Origin of the sequence: Pseudorhodobacter sp. (assembly GCF_030452865.1) — a bacterium.
In the GTDB taxonomy this organism is placed as follows: domain Bacteria; phylum Pseudomonadota; class Alphaproteobacteria; order Rhodobacterales; family Rhodobacteraceae; genus Pseudorhodobacter.
The window spans coordinates 1-17478 of record NZ_JAKDLJ010000029.1 but is presented as its reverse complement, the minus strand read 5'-3'; the positions used below and the strand labels follow the sequence as shown (position 1 = coordinate 17478).

The following is a 17478-nucleotide window of genomic DNA, read 5'->3' as shown; positions in this document are numbered from 1 at the left end:
TTTTTCACAAATCATCTGGCGTCCGGACTGCCCCTTCTCCCGGACAGATCTCGGCAAAGCCCTGCACGACGACCTGAGCGTCAAAGGAAAAGCGGAGTTTGCTCTCGACTTACTTGACGTGAAGGACCAGAAAAAAATCCAGCCACCAGAATACCTCAAAGAAGGCTTACTCTGGCTCTCCACTCAATTGAAAAAGCACCAGCAAGATTTGGGAGTCGCACCGTTCTTGGCGCCACCGAATCCCAAACAGGGCCAAGATGCATGACAAACTTGGTGCCTCAGACGAACATCACACTTGACGACCACGTCGATGAAGAGTTGGCTGGCTATCTGAATCCGGATGCCCCGCGCAGTTTTTTCCTATTTGCCGGCGCAGGTTCAGGCAAAACCCGATCCCTTGTAAAGGCCTTGAACCACATTCGAACGACACACGGTCGCACGCTGGCCTATCGAGGGCAAAAAGTTGCCGTCATCACCTTTACCAACGCAGCTTGCGACGAGATCAAGCGACGGCTCGACTTCAATCCGTTATTCTGTGTCTCCACGATCCACAGCTTTGCCTGGGAGCTAATCCAGGACTTTCATCACGATATCCGCGAATGGCTTCGCAACAACCTGATTGATTAAATTGCGTCATTAAAGGAAAAAGAAGCGAACGGTCGTGGCGGTAAGGCCTCAATCGAGCGTTTGGCAAAGATCAATTCGAAAAGCATCAAACTTGCCCGCCTCGATGAAATCAGATTATTTTCTTACAGCCCGGCAGGTGAGAACCGAGAGCCTAATGCGCTAAACCATTCTGAGGTTATTGCGATCAGTGCTGAATTTCTATCCACCAAACCGCTCATGCAGTGGATTTTGGTCGGGCGGTTTCCGATTTTGTTGGTTGACGAAAGCCAAGACACAAACAAGCGCTTGGTCGATGCCTTTTTCGCTACTGCCCAAGCCAACGAACCTCGATTTTCACTTGGGTTGATTGGGGATGTGATGCAGAGAATTTACGCAGATGGAAAAGACAAAATCGAACAAAATCTGCCCCCAAGCTGGGCAAAACCAACCAAGAAGCTGAACCATCGTTGCCCAAGGCGGGTAGTTCATCTCATCAATCAAATTCGTGCTGTGGCCGACGATCAAAGGCAAGAACCCCGCAGTGACGCAATGGAAGGCACCGTCAGGTTGTTCATAAGGCCGATTGATTCTCAGGATCGACAAGAGGTCGAGCATAACGTTCGCGAAAAAATGGCTGATATCACTGACGATGATCAGTGGCGCTCGCGCGATGCTTGCAAAATCCTGACGCTTGAACATACATGGCCGCGAAGAGGTTGGGGTTCGATGCGCTTTTGCAGCCACTGCTGGCGATAGATAATTGGCGCACAGGTCTTCTCGACGGCAGTCTGCCGGCAACCCGGTTTTTTGCACAGGATGTATTTCCGTTGATCGAAGCCGCGCTGCGTGATGACAAATTCACTATAGCCCGCATCGCGAGAGAAAAATCGCCACTCCTATCACCGCAATCTCTCAAGGTCGCCCCGGACGCAGGCGACGAGTTGCGAAAGGCCCAAGCCGCCGTGTCGGCACTTGTGTCATTGTGGGATAATCAGGGCAAACCGACGATCGGAGAAGTTTTGGACACAGTTGCCATGGGCGGGTTCTTCTCTATCCCAGATACACTCGAACCCGTTGTAACCTTGCGCATTAAGAACAGCAAAATGGCTGTGATGATGGAGTCGCTCACGTCGGACTTGGTTACAGGGTTCGACAACCTTGATTTGTCCTTGCTGCTTGATCCACCGCGCGACCCAATAGCAACGGATACTGCAGAAGACGATCCAGTCTCGGAGCAAACCGACGCGCTGCTCAAATTCCTTGAAGCCCCTTTCAGCCAAGTGGGCCCCTACAAATCATATGTTTCCGGCCAAGCACCTTTTGATTCCCATCAAGGCGTCAAAGGGTTGGAATTTGATCGAGTGATGGTAATTATGGGTGACGAAGAAGCTCGTGGCTTTATGTTAAGCTATGACAAACTCTTTGGCGCAAAAGCCCCATCGGAAACAGACCAAAAGAATGAGGCAAGTGGAAAAGAAACTGGCTTAGACCGCACTCGGCGTCTTCTCTATGTGACTTGCAGCCGCGCAGAGAAGAGCCTTGCGCTGGTTGCTTATACCGACAACCCTATTGCGGTGAAGGCTCACGTATTGGCCAATGGATGGTTCAATGACGATGAGGTCGACATATAGCTGACCGACAAACGATCCCAAGCGCATTCAGTTCGTATGTCGGTCTTGGTTGACTGCGACACCCTGCCACCTTTAGCGCAACTAAGACCTTTTGGGCCAACAGCGATTGTGTGGATAAATCCCATTAAAGCCACGTTTTGTGAATCCGATGCTACCCAGTGGGTAGCAAAAACGCTGTTCTGGGGAATATTATCCTACCTTTTACAAAGCGCGCACCGGGCGGCAGTCAGGCATCCAGTTCGGCATCCCAATAGAGAAAATCCATCCAGCTTTGGTGCAGATAATTCGGAGGAAAGCGCCGGCCGTGGGTGTGCATTTCTTCGGGGGAGGGTTGGCGCGGTTTGCGGTTCAGGTGCAAACCGCTCTGGCTTAACAGGCGCGCGCCTTTGCGCAAATTGCAGGGGCTGCACGCCGCCACCACGTTTTCCCAGCTTGTGACCCCGCCGCGTGCGCGCGGGGTGACATGATCGAAGGTCAAATCCCCCCTCGCTCCGCAGTATTGGCACGCAAACTCATCACGCAGGAACAGATTGAAACGCGTGAAGGCAACGCGCTTTTGCGGTTTGATATAGTCCTTCAGGACCACCACCGAGGGAATGCGAATCTCATCGCGTTGGCTGCGGACGGTCTGGTCATATTCCGCCACAATCGTCACCCGGTCGAGATAAGCGGCCTTGATTGCGTCCTGCCATGTCCACAGAGACAACGGGTAATAGGACAACGGACGGTAATCCGCGTTCAGCACCAACGCCGGATGGGACCGCAGCGCCGAAGGCTCGCGCACGAAGTTGGTTCTGAAATCTCCATCCATTGCGTCTTGCACTCATCCTTCATCAGCCGACCAGAACGTCGCATCCGGGCCGGAAAAGGCGAGAGGCCCCGCCCCTTGGCGCCGACTATATATCGCGATCATTTCCTGACAAGCCCCAGAATTGAGGGGTTCCAGAGAGCTGAACCTGCAAAACCTTTGATCCGAAACTGAAAGTGCGCAATGACCGGCGCGACGCTATTTCGGCAAACGCTCCGCCAGAAAGGACAGTGCGACGGAAAGCCCGTCAGGCGCTATGCCGTGACCGGTTCCCTTCATCACATGGCCATAGGTTTCAAACCCCGCCGCCAGCAGCGCATTTCCCGCAAGTCCCATATCCGCAAACGGGACCACCGGATCCTGATCGCCGTGGATCAGCAGCACGGGCGGCTTTGCAACCGCTTCAGACAGCAGTTCCGGCTCCAACAACCGGCCCGAGATGGCGACAACGCCCGCGATCGCCACCGGCCGGCGGGGTGCTACATGCAGGCAGATCATCGCACCTTGCGAAAATCCGACCAAGGCCAACGCTTCCGGTCCCAAACCCTCCTCCGCAAGTTTCTCATCGAGAAAGCCGTTCAAATCATCGGACGCGGACCGCAATCCATGGCGCGCGACCTCCTCGGATGAGCCATCAAGCCATGGGATCGGGAACCATTGCCGCCCCATCGGTGCGCCATTGCACGGCTCCGGCGCGTCGGGGGAATAGAACACCGTACCCGGCAGATGCGGGCCGAGTGGATCGGCCAGCCCCAACAAATCCGCACCATCGGCACCGTAGCCATGCACAAAGACCACCATGCTTTTGGCGTGACCAAGGGCGACGCCCTTGCGCAGGGAGGTGAGTTTGCGTGTCATCGGATACCTTCTTTCGCCGTGGAGACCAGGTAGTAGGCCCATAATATTCGCGCCGCGACCGACCGCCACGGCGACCACGCCACCGCAATTGCGCGCATTTCTTTTTCCTTCGGGCGCTCTGCCAGATCAAACAACCGCCGCGCCGCCTCCTGCAAGGCAAGATCACCATGCGCAAAGATATCTGCGCGGCCAAGGCTGAACATAGCGTAAATCTCGGCGGTCCAGGTGCCTATGCCGGGTATTTCGGTCAGCCGTGCAATCACCTGCGCATCGGGCATCGCGACCAAACCGGGGTAGTCGATCCCCGCCCCGGCAAGCGCATGGGCATAGCGGATCTTTTGGCGTGACAAGCCGCAGGCGCGCAGATCTTCGTCACTCGCGGCACGCACCGCAATCTCATTTGTCAAACCTGCGTTCTCCAGCCGCGCCCAGATCGCGGCGGCGGATTGGGTGCTGACCTGCTGGCCGATGATCGCATCGAGAAGGGCCGCGAACCCGTCCGGTTTGCGCCGCAGCGGCAGCGGGCCAAGTTGGGCCACGGCATGGGCAAAGCGCGGCTCGGCAGTGGCCAACCAGACCGCGCCTTCCGTCACACATGCATCGCCGTGAATGATGCGCCCCACCAATTGTTCGACCATATTCCCCCGATTCCAAAGTCAGGCTAGACCGCCCGACCCGGCGACGAAAGCCCGAAAAACCGGGCAACGATTGTAGCCGTGACAATTTGTGGCTTGCCGTGACGGGTCTGGCGCGCATATGCCCTTGCCATGACCGAAATCGCATCCCCCCAAGCTTCCGTATCGCGCCGCAACGTCTGGGTGCTGGTTGCCGCCCAAGCGTTTCTGGGCGCGCAGATGCCGATGATTTTCACCATCGCGGGCCTTGCAGGGCAAAGTCTTGCCTCCAACGCCTGCTGGGCCACGCTTTCCATCTCGATCATGGTGATCGGCTCGATGCTGTCGGCGACGCCGCTTTCCGCGATCATGCAGAAATACGGGCGGCGCGTCGGCTTTATGATCGGCACCAGCGCGGGCGCATTCGGGGCGGCAATCGGGGCTTATGGGCTTTATGTGCAATCCTTCCCGATTTTCCTGTTCGGCGCGCTGTTTTCGGGCACCTATCAATCCGCGCAAGGGTTCTATCGCTTTGCCGCCGCCGACACCGCATCGGAGGCGTTCCGCCCCAAGGCGATTTCCTATGTCATGGCTGGCGGGCTGTTGTCGGCGATCATCGGGCCGCAACTGGTGAAAGTCACCGCTGGCGCTTTTGTGGTGCCGTTCATGGGCACCTATCTGGCGGTGATCCTGATCAACATTTTCGGCTCCTTGCTGTTTTTGGGGCTGAAGATCGCGCCGCCCCCGCCCCCCCGTTCGGATGAGGCGCGCGGCCGCACGAAATGGGAGTTGATCAAGACCCCACGCATTGCGGTGGCGGTGATCTGCGCGACGGTTTCCTACGCGCTGATGAACCTTGTGATGACCTCCTCACCGCTGGCTGTGGTCGGTTGCGGTTTCCAAACCGCCAATGCCGCCGATGTCGTGACCGCGCATGTGTTGGCGATGTATATTCCGTCGTTCTTTACAGGCTCACTGATCGCGCGTTTCGGCGCTGAAAAGATCATCGCCATCGGGTTGACGATCCTGACCGCTGCCGGGGCTGTTGCGCTGACCGGCGTGGCGCTGCCCAATTTCTTTGGCGCGTTGATCCTGTTGGGCATCGGTTGGAACTTTGGCTTTATCGGTGCGACCTCCATGCTGGCGGGTGCGCATACCGCGCAGGAACGCGGCCGGATGCAGGGGTTGAACGACCTGATCGTGTTCGGCGGTGTTACCTTCGCCTCCCTGTCGTCGGGCGGGTTGATGAACTGCTCGGGCGGCACCCCGCAGGAGGGATGGTACTCTGTCATCATCGCCATGGCCCCCTTCCTCGTGTTGGCAGGTGGCGCGCTGATCTGGCTGGCGATGCGCCCGAAAGGGCCGGAAACCGCGTAAGGACCGCGCCCGACCTATCGGAGTGACACCAACAGATCGAGCGTCGGCTCCCCCGTCACCACCATGCCCCGACTGGCCTGATAGGCCGAAATCGCCGAGCGGGTTTTCGGGCCGATCACGCCGTCGCTGCCTTCGGTATCAAAGCCCTTGGCGGTCAATTGGCGTTGCATTTCCTGCCGGTCGGCGATTTGCATGCCGGCGGCATCGGGTGGGAAGTTGCCCTGAATCGGCTGTCCTCCGATGATGCGGTCGGACAAATGGCCAACCCCGATCACATAGCTTTCCGAATTGTTGTAACGTGTGATCGCGGTGAAGTTGCGGAAGGTCATGAAGGCGGGGCCGGACAGCCCTTCGGGAATGATGATGGAGGCCGCGCCATGGTTCGGCACCACGCCCCCTGCCATATTGCGCACGCCAAGCGCCGCCCAATCCGCCGTTCCGCGCGACGATCCGCGCCCCGCCAATCCGGCATTGAACCCTGCGGGCAAGCGCACCTCCACCCCCCAAGGCTGTCCCTTGGTCCAACCCGATTTTGCCAGATAGGCAGCGGTGGAGGCCAACGCATCGGACGGATCATCCGACCAGATATTGCGCCGCCCGTCACCGGTGAAATCCACCGCATAAAGCAGGTAGGAGGTCGGGATGAATTGCGTATGCCCCATCGCCCCGGCCCAGCTTCCGGTCATGTTGTCGACGGTGGTATCGCCGCTTTGCAGAATTTTCAGCGCCGCCACCAGTTGCTTTTCAAAAAACGCGCCGCGCCGCCCTTCATAGGCCAGCGTTGCCAGTGCCGAGATCACCGGCACATCGCCGCGCCGCTCGCCGAAAAAGCTCTCCAGCCCCCAGACGGCAGCTACGACATTACCTTCGACGCCATAGCGCCGCTCAATCGCGTCGAGGGTGCCGCGGTGGCGGGCATAGGCGGCGCGGCCTTTGCTCACCCGCTCATCCGAGGCGGCGATCGCGAGGTAATCCTGCAAGGAGCGTTTGAATTCGGTCTGGTTTCGGTCGCGATCAATCACATCGGGCAGGAAACCGACATTGCGGAAAGCGGCGTTCATCGTGCCCGTGCTGATGCCTTTGGTGCGGGCGCGAAACCCGGCAACCCAGGCATCAAAGCCAGGGTCCGGCACAGCGCGGAATTGCGTGGTGGTGCGCGCAGCGCCGGGGGTCACACCGCCGCCAACGCATCCCGACAACAGCAAAGCGCCGATCCCTGTCAGGGTATTTCTTCTGGTGATCTGCATCCTTACCGCTCCCTCATGCACACAAGCAGGCATTCGCCCGGTTTTGTGGAAACGATAACCGAAAGGGAGCCGTGCGGAAAGGGCTGGCGTGCCGGATCAGCGGTTACCAGCGCCCGCTGAACGCCGCCCAAAGCAAGCGCCCCCGACGCGAAAACTCCGAAAGGTGCAAACGGCCTTCGCCCACCCGGCCGGGTTCGGCAACGGCCAGCCGCAGCAATGCCTCGGCTTGCCATCCGGCCAAAAGTGCAGGCCGTGCCACCGCAGAGACGCCTGCGGCTCGTGCGGTTGCAATCCGTTGCAAACCCCGTTGCGCCAGATCGCGGACCCCTTGGTCCCTCCCGTCAAGCAACGGAATGCGCCCACGCGCCACCAGATCCGGCACCGCTTGCAGATAACTGGCCAGCCCCGCTGCCGAGCCGAATGCGCGCAGCGCTGCCTCATCCTGCGGGTCCGCCGCGCCAAGCGCCTTGGCCGTGAGCAGCATCAACCCGCCTGCGGTGTCGTCAAGATAGGCATCCATCGCGGCCTGATCCTCGAACGCGTCGGAATAGATATCCCAGCGCCGCGCCGCCGCCATTCGGTCAAGCACCTCCAGCGGCAGGTTCCGCGCGGCGACCAGCGCGGCGACGGGCGGCATCACCTCATGCGCGCGGATCGTGCCCCGGCCGATATCCTCCACCGCGTCGCGCCACCATTGCAGACGCATTTCCGCGATCATCGGTTCCTTGCTGACCCAAGGTGCCTGCGCCAGTTCAAGGTTGAAGGCATAGAGCGGCAGCAGCGCGCGCCGTACCGCGACAGGGGCAGCCATCACCGCTTGAAATCGCACGGGGTCGCCGCGTTCCACCTTGGCGGCACAGATGGCAATCGCAGAGTCATCGCTCATACCGGGCGCGCCACCGTCAGAAGATAGCCAAAATCCGCGCGATGGGCACGCCAGGCGGCGGCTTCGGCCTCCGCTGCCATCAACACCCCGATAACGCCGCATCCGCGCCCGGTTTCAACGCCGCGATGCGGGCATCGAGCGGCGAATAATAGGCCTCCCATGCCGCATCGGACAGCGCGCGCGTGCCGATGACCTCATACCCCGCCGCCGCGACCCGCGCGGCAATGCCCTGCGCGTCTGTCATGGCGGGATAATCCGCCCAGTTTCGCACCGCCCTTACCTCGCGCCGTTCGCTGAACCAACAAGGCTCCGAAAACGCGACCACACCACCGGATTTCAGCGATTTGCGCCATGCGACAAGTGCCTCCGTTACCCCCATGAAATACACCGCGCCCGCACACCAGATCAGATCATAGCTGTTCTTGATCCGCGCCATATCGGCGCGCAGCACCATCACGCGCGGATCATCCCGCCAACCGGCACGGGCGGCGTCAACGAAATGCGCGGTCTTGTCGAGAGCGGTGACATGGCCTTGCGGTGCCGCCTGAAGCAGCGCCGCGATATCCGCCCCCGGCCCGCAGGCGACATCAACAATCGCCGCATCAGGGCGCAGACCAGCGCAACCGGCAGCCCATGCAACATCTGCCGCCTCCCCCGGCCCTTCGCGCGGCAAATCGCGGTGCAGCGTGAAAAATGCCTTTGTCTCAGGTGCGACAGGATCGGTCATTGCGCCCCATCCCGGATCAGCTTCCATGTGATTGCATCCAGCAGCGCCTCGAAACTCGCATCAACGATGTTTGCCGAAACCCCAACCGTGGACCAGCGCCGCCCCTGCGCATCCTCCGAGTCGATGATGACGCGGGTGACGGCTTCGGTGCCGCCCTGGGTGATGCGGACCTTGAAATCGACCAGATGCATGTCGTCGATACAAGTCTGGAACCGGCCCAGATCCTTGGCCAATGCCTTCCAGAGCGCGTTGACCGGGCCGCGATCGGTGCCGCTCTCGTCCATGCTCTCACTGACAGAAAGCAACTTTTGATCGCCGATTTTCACCACCACCACGGCCTCGGAAAGCGTCACCGTCTGGTTGCGCTTGTTTTTCCGGCGCTCGATGGTGACGCGGTAGCGCTTCACTTCAAAGAACTGCGGGCAAAGCGACAATGCGCGCCGGGCCAGCAACTCAAAACTCGCCTGCGCGCCGTCATAGGCATAGCCCTGATCCTCGCGCAGCTTGATATCATCGAGAATACCCGCAAGGCGAGGGTCTTTGGCATCTACGTCAATCCCCGCCGCCGCCAAGCGTGCGCGCAGGTTCGACTGCCCCGCTTGGTTCGACATCGGAATGACCCGCGCGTTTCCAACCAGTTCAGGTGCTACATGCTCATAGGTTGTCGGGTCTTTGACGATCGCGGATGCATGCAGCCCGGCCTTATGCGCAAAGGCCGACGCGCCGACATAGGCCGCCCCCCGCGCCGGCACCCGGTTGAGGATATCATCCAACATCCGGCTGGTGCGCAGCAATCCGGCCAAGGCTTCCATGCTGACGCCGATCTCAAAACGGCTGGCGTAAGGGTCTTTCAGCAGCAGAGTCGGAATGAGCGACACCAGATTGGCATTGCCACACCGCTCCCCCAACCCGTTGAGCGTACCTTGGATTTGGCGCGCGCCCGCGTCCACGGCAGCCAAAGAACAGGCCACGGCATTGCCGGTATCATCATGGCAATGAATGCCCAGACGGTCGCCCGGAATCCCCGCAGCGATGACCTCCGCAGTGATGCGCCCAACTTCAGCAGGCAAAGTGCCGCCGTTGGTATCACACAGCACGATCCAGCGCGCGCCTGCGCCATAGGCCGCGCGCAGGCAAGACAGCGCGTAATCCGGATTGGCGCGGTAGCCGTCAAAGAAATGTTCCGCATCAAACAGCGCTTCACGACCTTTGGCCACCACATACGCAAAGCTCTCTGCAATCGCCTGGCGGTTTTCTTCCAGCGTGACCCCCAAGGCCGTCGTCACATGAAACTCATGCGTCTTGCCCACCAGACACACCGCAGGCGTTCCCGCATCCAGAACCGCCGCCAGAACATCATCATTCGCAGCCGAGCGCCCGACCCGCTTGGTCATACCAAAAGCCGTCATGGTAGCGCGGGTTTCCAAGTTTTGCGCGAAAAACTCGCTGTCGGTCGGGTTCGCCCCCGGCCACCCGCCCTCAACATAATCGACGCCCAAAACATCCAAAGCCCGCGCGATCTGCACCTTTTCGGCGGTCGAAAACTGCACCCCTTGGGTTTGTTGGCCATCGCGGAGCGTGGTGTCATAGAGGTACAGGCGTTCAGTCATAGCCCATCCCTTTCTCCAACATCATCTGTTCTCAAATATCCTCGGGGGTCCGGGGGCAGACAGCCCCCGGCGTTGGCTCTGGGTGCGCAAATTACAATCATCTGAGAGCCTCCAGCTTGGTCGGATCTATTGGTGAAAGGAGTGTCGCGATCCCACCGTTTATGCCGTTGGATGATCGTGTAGCTTTGAGCTCCACCCCAACATTGTGGGCACTCTCTTTGAGGGCGTCAGCTTCGGCAAAACTCTTTTCTCGCCGATATCGAAGCCACTTATGAACGATTTTAAGTGAAGCCTCCCGAACTTCATCAGAAATCCCACCCCAGCCTATAACGCCTACACTTGGTTGATAGTCTATTCCCTCTCTGAGAAATTGACCGTCCACAGTTTCATATTCGAATAATCTTGCCCAAGGTTTTTGGGCAATCCCCAGCAAGTCAAAGCCAAGAATCTCTGCGGAAGCTATTAACGCTCCAGCATCTCGATGCTTATAAATTTCTGCAAGCTCCGTTAGAGCTGCGGAAGTATTTAGATCGTTTGCTAACGCATCAACGACATCAAGACTCGGTCGATCTGGTGAAAAGCCTAGGCAAAGATGCGCCCAGTCTCGCAAAGTCGCCTCCGCCTGCGCCACCTTTTCCGCCGTCCAGTCCATTGTCTTGCGGTAATGCGTCTGCAAAAACACGAACCGGATCACTTCCCCCGGTATCCCCTGATCCAGCAAATCGCGCACGGTGAAGAAATTGCCCAAGGATTTGGACATTTTCTTCCCCTCCACCTGCAACATCTCATTGTGCAGCCAGACATTCGCGAACCCCTCGCCGGGATTGGCGCAGCAGCTTTGGGCCAGCTCATTCTCGTGATGCGGAAAGGTCAGGTCCGTGCCGCCGCCGTGGATGTCAAAGCTCGGCCCCAAAAGCGCCTGCGACATGGCAGAGCATTCGATATGCCAACCGGGGCGGCCCCTGCCCCAGGGGCTGTCCCATCCCGGCGTTTCCTCATCCGAAGGCTTCCACAACACGAAATCCATCGGATCGCGCTTATAAGGGGCCACCTCCACCCGCGCGCCGGCGATCATGTCATCGACAGATCGGCCCGAAAGCTGACCGTAAGCGGGGAAGGAGCGCACGTCAAACAGCACATGCCCCTCCGCCTCATAGGCATGGCCCTTTGCGATCAAATCCGCCGTCATCGCCACCATTTCCGCGATGTATTCCGTCGCGCGCGGCTCAAAATCGGGGCGCAGGTTGCCGAGTGCGTCCATATCGGCGTGATACCAGGCGATGGTTTCCTCGGTGCGCTGGTGAATCAGTTCCTCCAACGTCCCTGCCTCTCCTGCCTGCAAGCGCCGCAGACCTTCGGCGTTGATCTTGTCGTCGACATCGGTGAAATTGCGCACATAGGTGACGTGATCGGGGCCGTATTCATGCCGCAGCAGCCGATAGAGCACGTCAAACATGATCACATTGCGCGCATTGCCGATATGGGCGCGGTCATAGACGGTCGGGCCGCAGAGGTAAATCCGCACATTTTCAGGATCAATCGGGTTGAAAACCTCTTTCTTGCGGGTTTTCGTGTTGTGCAGTTTGATCGTGGTCATGGTCATACCTTATGCGGCGCAGATGCGGCTTTCCCGCGCGGGCATATCAACTTCGTCTTTGATTGGAAACGAAAAGAAGGGCGGCCCGCGGAACGAATGTCAGCAGGTAATACAGCAGATGCGAATGAGGCCCGTGGTTTTCATGCGCCCTCTCTAGCACGGGCGGCGCCTGCGCGCCAAGTCCCTTGTGATGCGCAGCGCGCCCGTGCATTCTTGGTAGCAGTTTGCGAAGAAAAGGGCTGTGCCGATGTTGCGTCTTGTCGTGATCCTGCTGTGGTTGCCGATGGTGGCATTTGCCCAAACCTATCCGGAGCCGCTGACCGATACTGTCAGCGATTATGCGAACCTGCTGCCGCCCGACGCCGAAGCGCGGGTTTCCGCGGCGTTGCAAGCCGGACGCGATGAAACCGGGGTGCATATCGTGCTCGCCACCATCACTGCGCAGGCGGATTATGGCGGCACCGGGCGCTTTGCCGATTTTGCGACCGGCTGGTTCAATGCCTGGGCTGTCGGCGACAGGGACCGCAATGACGGCATCCTGATCCTTGTCGGTACGGATGACCGTGAAACCCGCATCGTGCTTGGTCATGGCTATGGCGTGATCTGGGATGGCCGGGCGCAGCGGGTGATTGATACCGCGATGTTGCCCGCCTTTCGCGATGGCGTTTATGCCAAGGGGCTGGAGGATGGCGTGCAGATGGCAATTGACCAACTCGCCCGCCCCTTTGCCGCGCAGGAGATCGTGACCGAGGACAGCGGCTTTCCGCAGCCTGGGTTTCTGGAACGCTATGGCGGCTGGATCTTTGGCGGGCTGTTTGTGAGCTTTTTTGCCTGGTTGATTTTTGGCCAGCAGGCAGGGCGTTTCATCGCCCGGTGGGAGCGCTGCCCGCAATGCGGCAACCGCAACATGTACACGCAGCGCGAAGTCACGATTGCTGCCGAAGAAACCATCGGCGGACAGGGGATTGAGCACCGGCGTTGCCGGTCGTGCCAATATGACCGAGAGCGACATTTTGCGACCCCATCGCTGGCAGCGGCACGAAAGACCGCCGCCAACCGCAACACGCGCAGCGGGTCAAGTTCAGGCTTCGGCGGCGGCAGTTCCGGCGGTGGCGGCGCCTCCGGCAAGTGGTGATATCAGCGCAATATCCGTCCTCGCGCGACGGGTTCCCCGTTATCCAGAACTCAAGAGGGACAGATGCAGATCAGTAACGCGAACTTGGTGGTAACGGGCGGCGCCTCTGGCCTTGGCGCAGCGGTCGCGCGCCGATTTGCGATGCAAGGTGCGCAGGTTACGCTGTTTGACCGCGACGCGGAGAACGGCGCGGGTTTGGCGGCAGAAATCGGCGGCACGTTCTGTGTCGTCGATGTGACAGATGCGGCTTCGGTCACCGCAGGGATTGCTGCGGCCAAGGCTGCGATGGGGGGCGTCTCGGTGTTGGTCAATTGCGCCGGGATTGCCAGCGGCGCGCGGGTTGTCGGGCGCGATGGGCCGCATGATCTGGCGCTGTTCCAACGCACGATCGACATAAATCTGGTGGGCAGTTTCAACTGCATGCGTCTGACAGCGGCGGAAATGGCGGGCAATGACGCGGTGGAGGGGGAGCGCGGCGTGATCATCAACACCGCGTCCATCGCGGCTTTTGACGGGCAGAAAGGGCAATCCGCCTATGCCGCCTCCAAAGCCGGGATCGTCGGGATGACCTTGCCTGCGGCGCGGGATCTGGCGATGCTGGGTATCCGTGTCTGTGCAATCGCACCCGGCGTCTTTTTGACGCCGATGCTGCAAGGGTTGGGAGCAGAAATTCAGACGGAACTTGCCGCCGATGTCACCTTCCCCAAACGCCTCGGCCGACCGGAGGAGTTCGCGGCGCTGGCAGAGTTCATCGTGGAATGTGGCTATCTGAATGGCGAAGTGATCCGGCTGGATGGCGCGCTCCGGATGCGCTGAGGCTGTGCAATCTGGCTTGCCACAGGATTCAGGTATTTTTGCCAAGATGAAATCAGCGCGCGCGCGGGTTTCATTCCGCGCGCGCATTGGGGTCCGACCGAACGTCAGAAGCGGTAACCAACCCGGATCTGCGCGACGTTGGCGCGGATATCGCTGCCGGTCTTGTCGAAATTGTTGAAACGGTTATGGGTGATCTCACCGCCGATGGTCCACGAGTCATTGATCGCGTAGTCCATGCCGAGTCCGATCAGATATCCGTTGTCGGAATGTTTGACTCCGCCTAGATTTGCCGAGGCATGGGCACCGCCAACTGTGGCATAGACCAGTGCATTGCCCAGATCATAGCCCCCCATCAGCTTCAATTGCGTCAAACTGTTCAGCTTGCTTGTCGGGCCAAGGTCGATGTTGGACCCGTTATAGGCCAGTTCGCCACCAAGGACGAATTGCCCAAAATCTGCACGATAGCCAGCGTGCAAGCCGCCGATGGCACCATCGCCATTCAGCCCGGCAACATTGGAGGACAGATCGCCATAGCCGAGCTGCGCCCCCGCATAAAATCCAGACCAGTCGCGGGTCACGGGCGCGACCACGATCGGTGTGATGACAGGCTCCGGCACCGGGGCGGTCATGCCCCCTGCGAAAGCTGGAGCGGACATGGCGGTGGCCAGAGCGAGCGATGCGATGAATTTCATTGTTTTTCCTTTTCCTAACGTCATGCTAACCGTCCCGAAGACAGGATACTGCCCGGTTAACTTCTAGTTAGGACAATGGTTCCGTAGATGCAGCCCCACCTCGCGAAGCCGTGACCCGCTTTGCTGAAAGCGGTGAAATTGCGCCGAAGCGCCGCGCCATTTCGGCTGGTTCTTGCCAAAATGCGCTGTTTCAGTCGCTGTTGGCGCGATCTTCCAACTCCAGCCATTCGGTTTCGGCTTTTGCAAGCTGCGTCTGGCGGTCTGCCATCATTTCTGACGCCTTGCGGAACTTCACCGGTTCCTTGGTGAACATGTCTTCCGCCTCGAGGACTTCACCGAGCTTGTTGATTTCGGATTCGAGTTTGGCAATGATATCGGGCAGATTTTCCAATCGCTTGCGTTCGGTGAAGGACAGCATCTCGCCCCGTTTCGCCTCAGGCCTCGGGGCGGACTGGCTGGCGGATTTGGGCTTGAACGTGGCTTCGGGTGCCCATGCAAGGTCGCGCTGGGTCATGTAATCGGACCAGCCGCCGGGGAAGACGCCAACCCGGCCCTGCCCTTCAAGCGCCACGGTCGAGGTGGCAACCCTGTCGATGAAATCGCGGTCGTGGCTGACCAGAAGCACGGTGCCATCATAATCGCCGAGGATGTCTTGGAGCAGATCGAGGGTTTCAACGTCGAGATCGTTAGTGGGTTCGTCGAGGATCAGCAAGTTCGAGGGTTTCGCCATGATCCGCGCCAGCAGCAGCCGGGCCTTTTCGCCGCCGGAAAGCGAACGCACAGGCGCACGGGCCTGCGTTTCATTGAACAGGAAATCCTTGAGATAGCCGACGACATGCTTTGGCGTGCCGCGCACCATCACCTGATCCGAACTGCCGGAAACTTGCATCGTCGGATCATTGGTCAGGTTGTCCCAAAGTGAGGCGTTAGGGTCAAGCTGCGCGCGGGTTTGATCGAAAACCGCGATGTCGAGGTTGGTGCCAAGGGTGATTGTGCCGCTATCGGGCACCATCTCTCCGGTCAGCATCTTGAGCAACGTGGTTTTGCCAATTCCGTTCGGGCCGACAAAGGCAATGCGGTCGCCGCGCAACACCCGAAGATCGAGGTTGTTGACGATCTGGGTATCGCCAAAGGCTTTGCTGACCTCTTTGGCCTCCACCACGCGCTTGCCGGATGTGGTCCCGCTTTCCAGCGCCAGCGCCGCAGTGCCTTGACGGCGGATCTGGCCCGCCCGTTCAGCGCGCAGTTCTGCCAGCGCCCGCACCCGGCCCTGATTGCGCTTGCGCCGGGCGGAAATGCCTTCGACTGCCCAACGCGCCTCGGCCTTGATCTTGCGGTCGAGTTTGTGGCGTTGATCGTCCTCTTCGGCCCAGACGGTTTCGCGCCACTCCTCAAACCCGTCAAACCCGGCTTCGCGGCGGCGGACCTGGCCCCGGTCAATCCACAGGGTCGCGCGGCTCAACGTCTTGAGGAAGGCGCGGTCGTGGGAGATGAGAACGAAAGCGGTGCGGGTGGATTTCAACTCCTCCTCCAGCCATTGGATGGCTTGGATATCAAGATGGTTGGTGGGTTCGTCCAGCAGCATCAGTTCCGGCGCCTCGGCCATCAATCGCGCCAAAGCGGCGCGGCGGCGTTCCCCGCCAGAGGCAGAGGCGACCGGGGTTTCAGGGTTGAATTTGAGCCCCTCGGCCACCATCGCGACCTTGTATTCCTCACCTTCCGGCAGGGTGGCGGCGGCGTAATCGCCCAAGGTGGCATAGGCGGAAAGGTCTGGGTCTTGCTCCATATACCCTACCGTGACGCCGGGGGGGACAACGCGGCTGCCTGCATCAGCATCGACCAGCCCGGCCATCACCTTCATCAAGGTGGATTTGCCCGACCCATTGCGCCCGACCAGCGCCACGCGGTCACCCGGATGGACAACGAGGTCAAGGTTATCAAACACCGGATCGCCGCCGAAGGTCAGCGAGATGCCGGAGAGTTGCAAGAGTGGCACACGCGCCATGGAACACCTGTTGGTCTGACTGTCGAAAAAAAGCCGCCCCAGTGGGACGGCTCGCGAATTATTCTCCGAAAATTCAGATTTTTCGTCGAAAAACCGAAAGCGGCTCAGCCGACCAGTTCAAGACCGGAGAAATAGAAGGCAATTTCGCGTGCCGCTGATTCCGGGCTGTCGGAGCCGTGAACCGAGTTCTCGCCCATGGACAAAGCGAATTCCTTGCGGATGGTGCCATCAGCGGCGTTTGCCGGGTTGGTGGCCCCCATCACTTCGCGGTTTTTCAAAATGGCGCCTTCGCCTTCCAGCACCTGAACGATGATCGGCGCAGATGACATGAATTCCACCAACTCACCGTAAAACGGACGCTCTGCATGCTCGGCATAGAATGCGCCGGCTTGGGCGGCGGACAGATGGATGCGTTTTTGCGCGACGATGCGCAGGCCAGCCTCCTCGAATTTGGCATTGATCTTGCCGGTGAGGTTGCGGTTGGTCGCGTCGGGTTTTATCATCGACAGGGTGCGTTCGGTGGCCATGTTCATCTCACTTTGAATGGAAGGGGTTGCGCACCCCGGAAGTTTGTGGCGCCCTGCTAACATGGGGCACGGGGCTTGAAAAGGCCTTGGGTGGCGTTAGGTCCCGCGCAATGCCTTCCTGATTTTGCGCAGGATCGACCAGACGATAACCTTGTGGGCAGGGCCAACCGCCAGCATATAGACGCGACCGAAATTGTTGTGGGTGATTACTGAACTGGTGATGGTCAAGGTTCCATCGAAAGTGGCGATGGTCGTCATCACGTCAAGATGGCGGTCGCGCGCGGTCAGGACCAAAAGCCGGGGCGAAATTTCCTCTACCAGAAAGAAATCCAGCTTGTCGCC

At 59.5% G+C, this 17478-nt stretch carries 19 protein-coding genes; 7 read left to right on the top strand and 12 right to left on the bottom strand.

Annotation, left to right across the window (positions count from 1 at the left end):
* From L0H65_RS03515 to L0H65_RS03500, 4 genes are all read left to right on the top strand, one after another.
* Positions 1-265, top strand: a 265-nt coding sequence (locus L0H65_RS03515; protein WP_301457448.1) for a hypothetical protein, incomplete at its 5' end; no start/stop codon positions are given.
* Positions 262-627: a UvrD-helicase domain-containing protein gene (locus L0H65_RS03510; RefSeq protein WP_301457447.1), complete on the top strand. Its 366-nt coding sequence runs from the start codon at positions 262-264 to the stop codon at positions 625-627. The genes L0H65_RS03515 and L0H65_RS03510, both read left to right, overlap by 4 nt.
* Before the next feature lie 60 nt (positions 628-687).
* Positions 688-1362 (top strand): UvrD-helicase domain-containing protein, encoded by a 675-nt coding sequence (locus L0H65_RS03505; protein ID WP_301457446.1) that lies wholly within the window; start codon positions 688-690, stop codon positions 1360-1362.
* Positions 1308-2237, top strand: a complete 930-nt coding sequence (locus tag L0H65_RS03500; RefSeq protein WP_301457445.1) for a hypothetical protein — start codon at positions 1308-1310, stop codon at positions 2235-2237. The genes L0H65_RS03505 and L0H65_RS03500 overlap by 55 nt, the downstream gene beginning before the upstream one ends.
* 226 nt (positions 2238-2463) lie before the next feature.
* Here L0H65_RS03500 and L0H65_RS03495 read toward each other — a convergent pair whose 3' ends face one another.
* From L0H65_RS03495 to L0H65_RS03485, 3 genes are all read right to left on the bottom strand, one after another.
* On the bottom strand, positions 2464-3048 hold the full coding sequence (locus tag L0H65_RS03495) for an HNH endonuclease (RefSeq protein WP_301457444.1): 585 nt from the start codon (positions 3046-3048) through the stop codon (positions 2464-2466).
* 195 nt (positions 3049-3243) lie between these two features.
* Positions 3244-3903: an alpha/beta hydrolase gene (locus L0H65_RS03490; protein WP_301457443.1), complete on the bottom strand. Its 660-nt coding sequence runs from the start codon at positions 3901-3903 to the stop codon at positions 3244-3246.
* The gene (locus L0H65_RS03485; RefSeq protein ID WP_301457442.1) at positions 3900-4541 is read right to left on the bottom strand and encodes a DNA-3-methyladenine glycosylase; all 642 of its coding nucleotides are present in this window, start codon (positions 4539-4541) and stop codon (positions 3900-3902) included. The genes L0H65_RS03490 and L0H65_RS03485 overlap by 4 nt, the downstream gene beginning before the upstream one ends.
* A 129-nt stretch (positions 4542-4670) precedes the next feature.
* On the opposite strand from L0H65_RS03485, the gene L0H65_RS03480 reads away from it, so the two are divergent.
* Positions 4671-5894: an MFS transporter gene (locus L0H65_RS03480; RefSeq protein ID WP_301457441.1), complete on the top strand. Its 1224-nt coding sequence runs from the start codon at positions 4671-4673 to the stop codon at positions 5892-5894.
* A gap of 14 nt (positions 5895-5908) precedes the next feature.
* On the opposite strand, the gene L0H65_RS03475 is transcribed toward L0H65_RS03480, so the two are convergent.
* The 5 genes from L0H65_RS03475 to cysS form a co-directional block, all read right to left on the bottom strand.
* Positions 5909-7141 carry a lytic murein transglycosylase gene (locus L0H65_RS03475; RefSeq protein ID WP_301457439.1) on the bottom strand — a complete coding sequence of 411 codons (1233 nt, stop codon included), beginning with the start codon at positions 7139-7141 and terminating at the stop codon, positions 5909-5911.
* A gap of 103 nt (positions 7142-7244) precedes the next feature.
* Complete coding sequence (locus L0H65_RS03470; protein ID WP_301457438.1) at positions 7245-8027, bottom strand: squalene/phytoene synthase family protein; 783 nt, start codon at positions 8025-8027, stop codon at positions 7245-7247.
* 79 nt (positions 8028-8106) lie between these two features.
* A complete protein-coding gene (locus L0H65_RS03465) occupies positions 8107-8754 on the bottom strand; it encodes a trans-aconitate 2-methyltransferase (protein WP_301457436.1) in 648 nt (215 codons plus the stop codon).
* Positions 8751-10364, bottom strand: a complete 1614-nt coding sequence (cimA, locus tag L0H65_RS03460) for a citramalate synthase (RefSeq protein ID WP_301457435.1) — start codon at positions 10362-10364, stop codon at positions 8751-8753. The genes L0H65_RS03465 and cimA overlap by 4 nt, the downstream gene beginning before the upstream one ends.
* A 97-nt stretch (positions 10365-10461) precedes the next feature.
* Complete coding sequence (gene cysS, locus L0H65_RS03455) at positions 10462-11961, bottom strand: cysteine--tRNA ligase (RefSeq protein WP_301457434.1); 1500 nt, start codon at positions 11959-11961, stop codon at positions 10462-10464.
* 247 nt (positions 11962-12208) lie between these two features.
* On the opposite strand from cysS, the gene L0H65_RS03450 reads away from it, so the two are divergent.
* Both L0H65_RS03450 and L0H65_RS03445 read left to right on the top strand, forming a co-directional pair.
* Complete coding sequence (locus tag L0H65_RS03450; RefSeq protein ID WP_301457433.1) at positions 12209-13096, top strand: YgcG family protein; 888 nt, start codon at positions 12209-12211, stop codon at positions 13094-13096.
* Between the two features lie 63 nt (positions 13097-13159).
* The gene (locus L0H65_RS03445) at positions 13160-13912 is read left to right on the top strand and encodes an SDR family NAD(P)-dependent oxidoreductase (protein ID WP_301457431.1); all 753 of its coding nucleotides are present in this window, start codon (positions 13160-13162) and stop codon (positions 13910-13912) included.
* Positions 13913-14016: 104 nt separating this feature from the next.
* Here the strand turns inward: L0H65_RS03445 and L0H65_RS03440 are convergent, their stop codons facing one another.
* From L0H65_RS03440 to L0H65_RS03425, 4 genes are all read right to left on the bottom strand, one after another.
* A complete protein-coding gene (locus L0H65_RS03440; protein ID WP_301457429.1) occupies positions 14017-14604 on the bottom strand; it encodes an outer membrane protein in 588 nt (195 codons plus the stop codon).
* Positions 14605-14794: 190 nt separating this feature from the next.
* Positions 14795-16609 carry an ABC-F family ATP-binding cassette domain-containing protein gene (locus L0H65_RS03435; RefSeq protein ID WP_301457428.1) on the bottom strand — a complete coding sequence of 605 codons (1815 nt, stop codon included), beginning with the start codon at positions 16607-16609 and terminating at the stop codon, positions 14795-14797.
* A 104-nt stretch (positions 16610-16713) separates the two neighbouring features.
* Positions 16714-17136, bottom strand: coding sequence for a nucleoside-diphosphate kinase (ndk, locus tag L0H65_RS03430; RefSeq protein WP_301457426.1), 423 nt, complete (start codon positions 17134-17136; stop codon positions 16714-16716).
* 96 nt (positions 17137-17232) lie between these two features.
* On the bottom strand, positions 17233-17478 hold a 246-nt coding region (locus tag L0H65_RS03425), incomplete at its 5' end, for a DUF2867 domain-containing protein (RefSeq protein WP_301457424.1).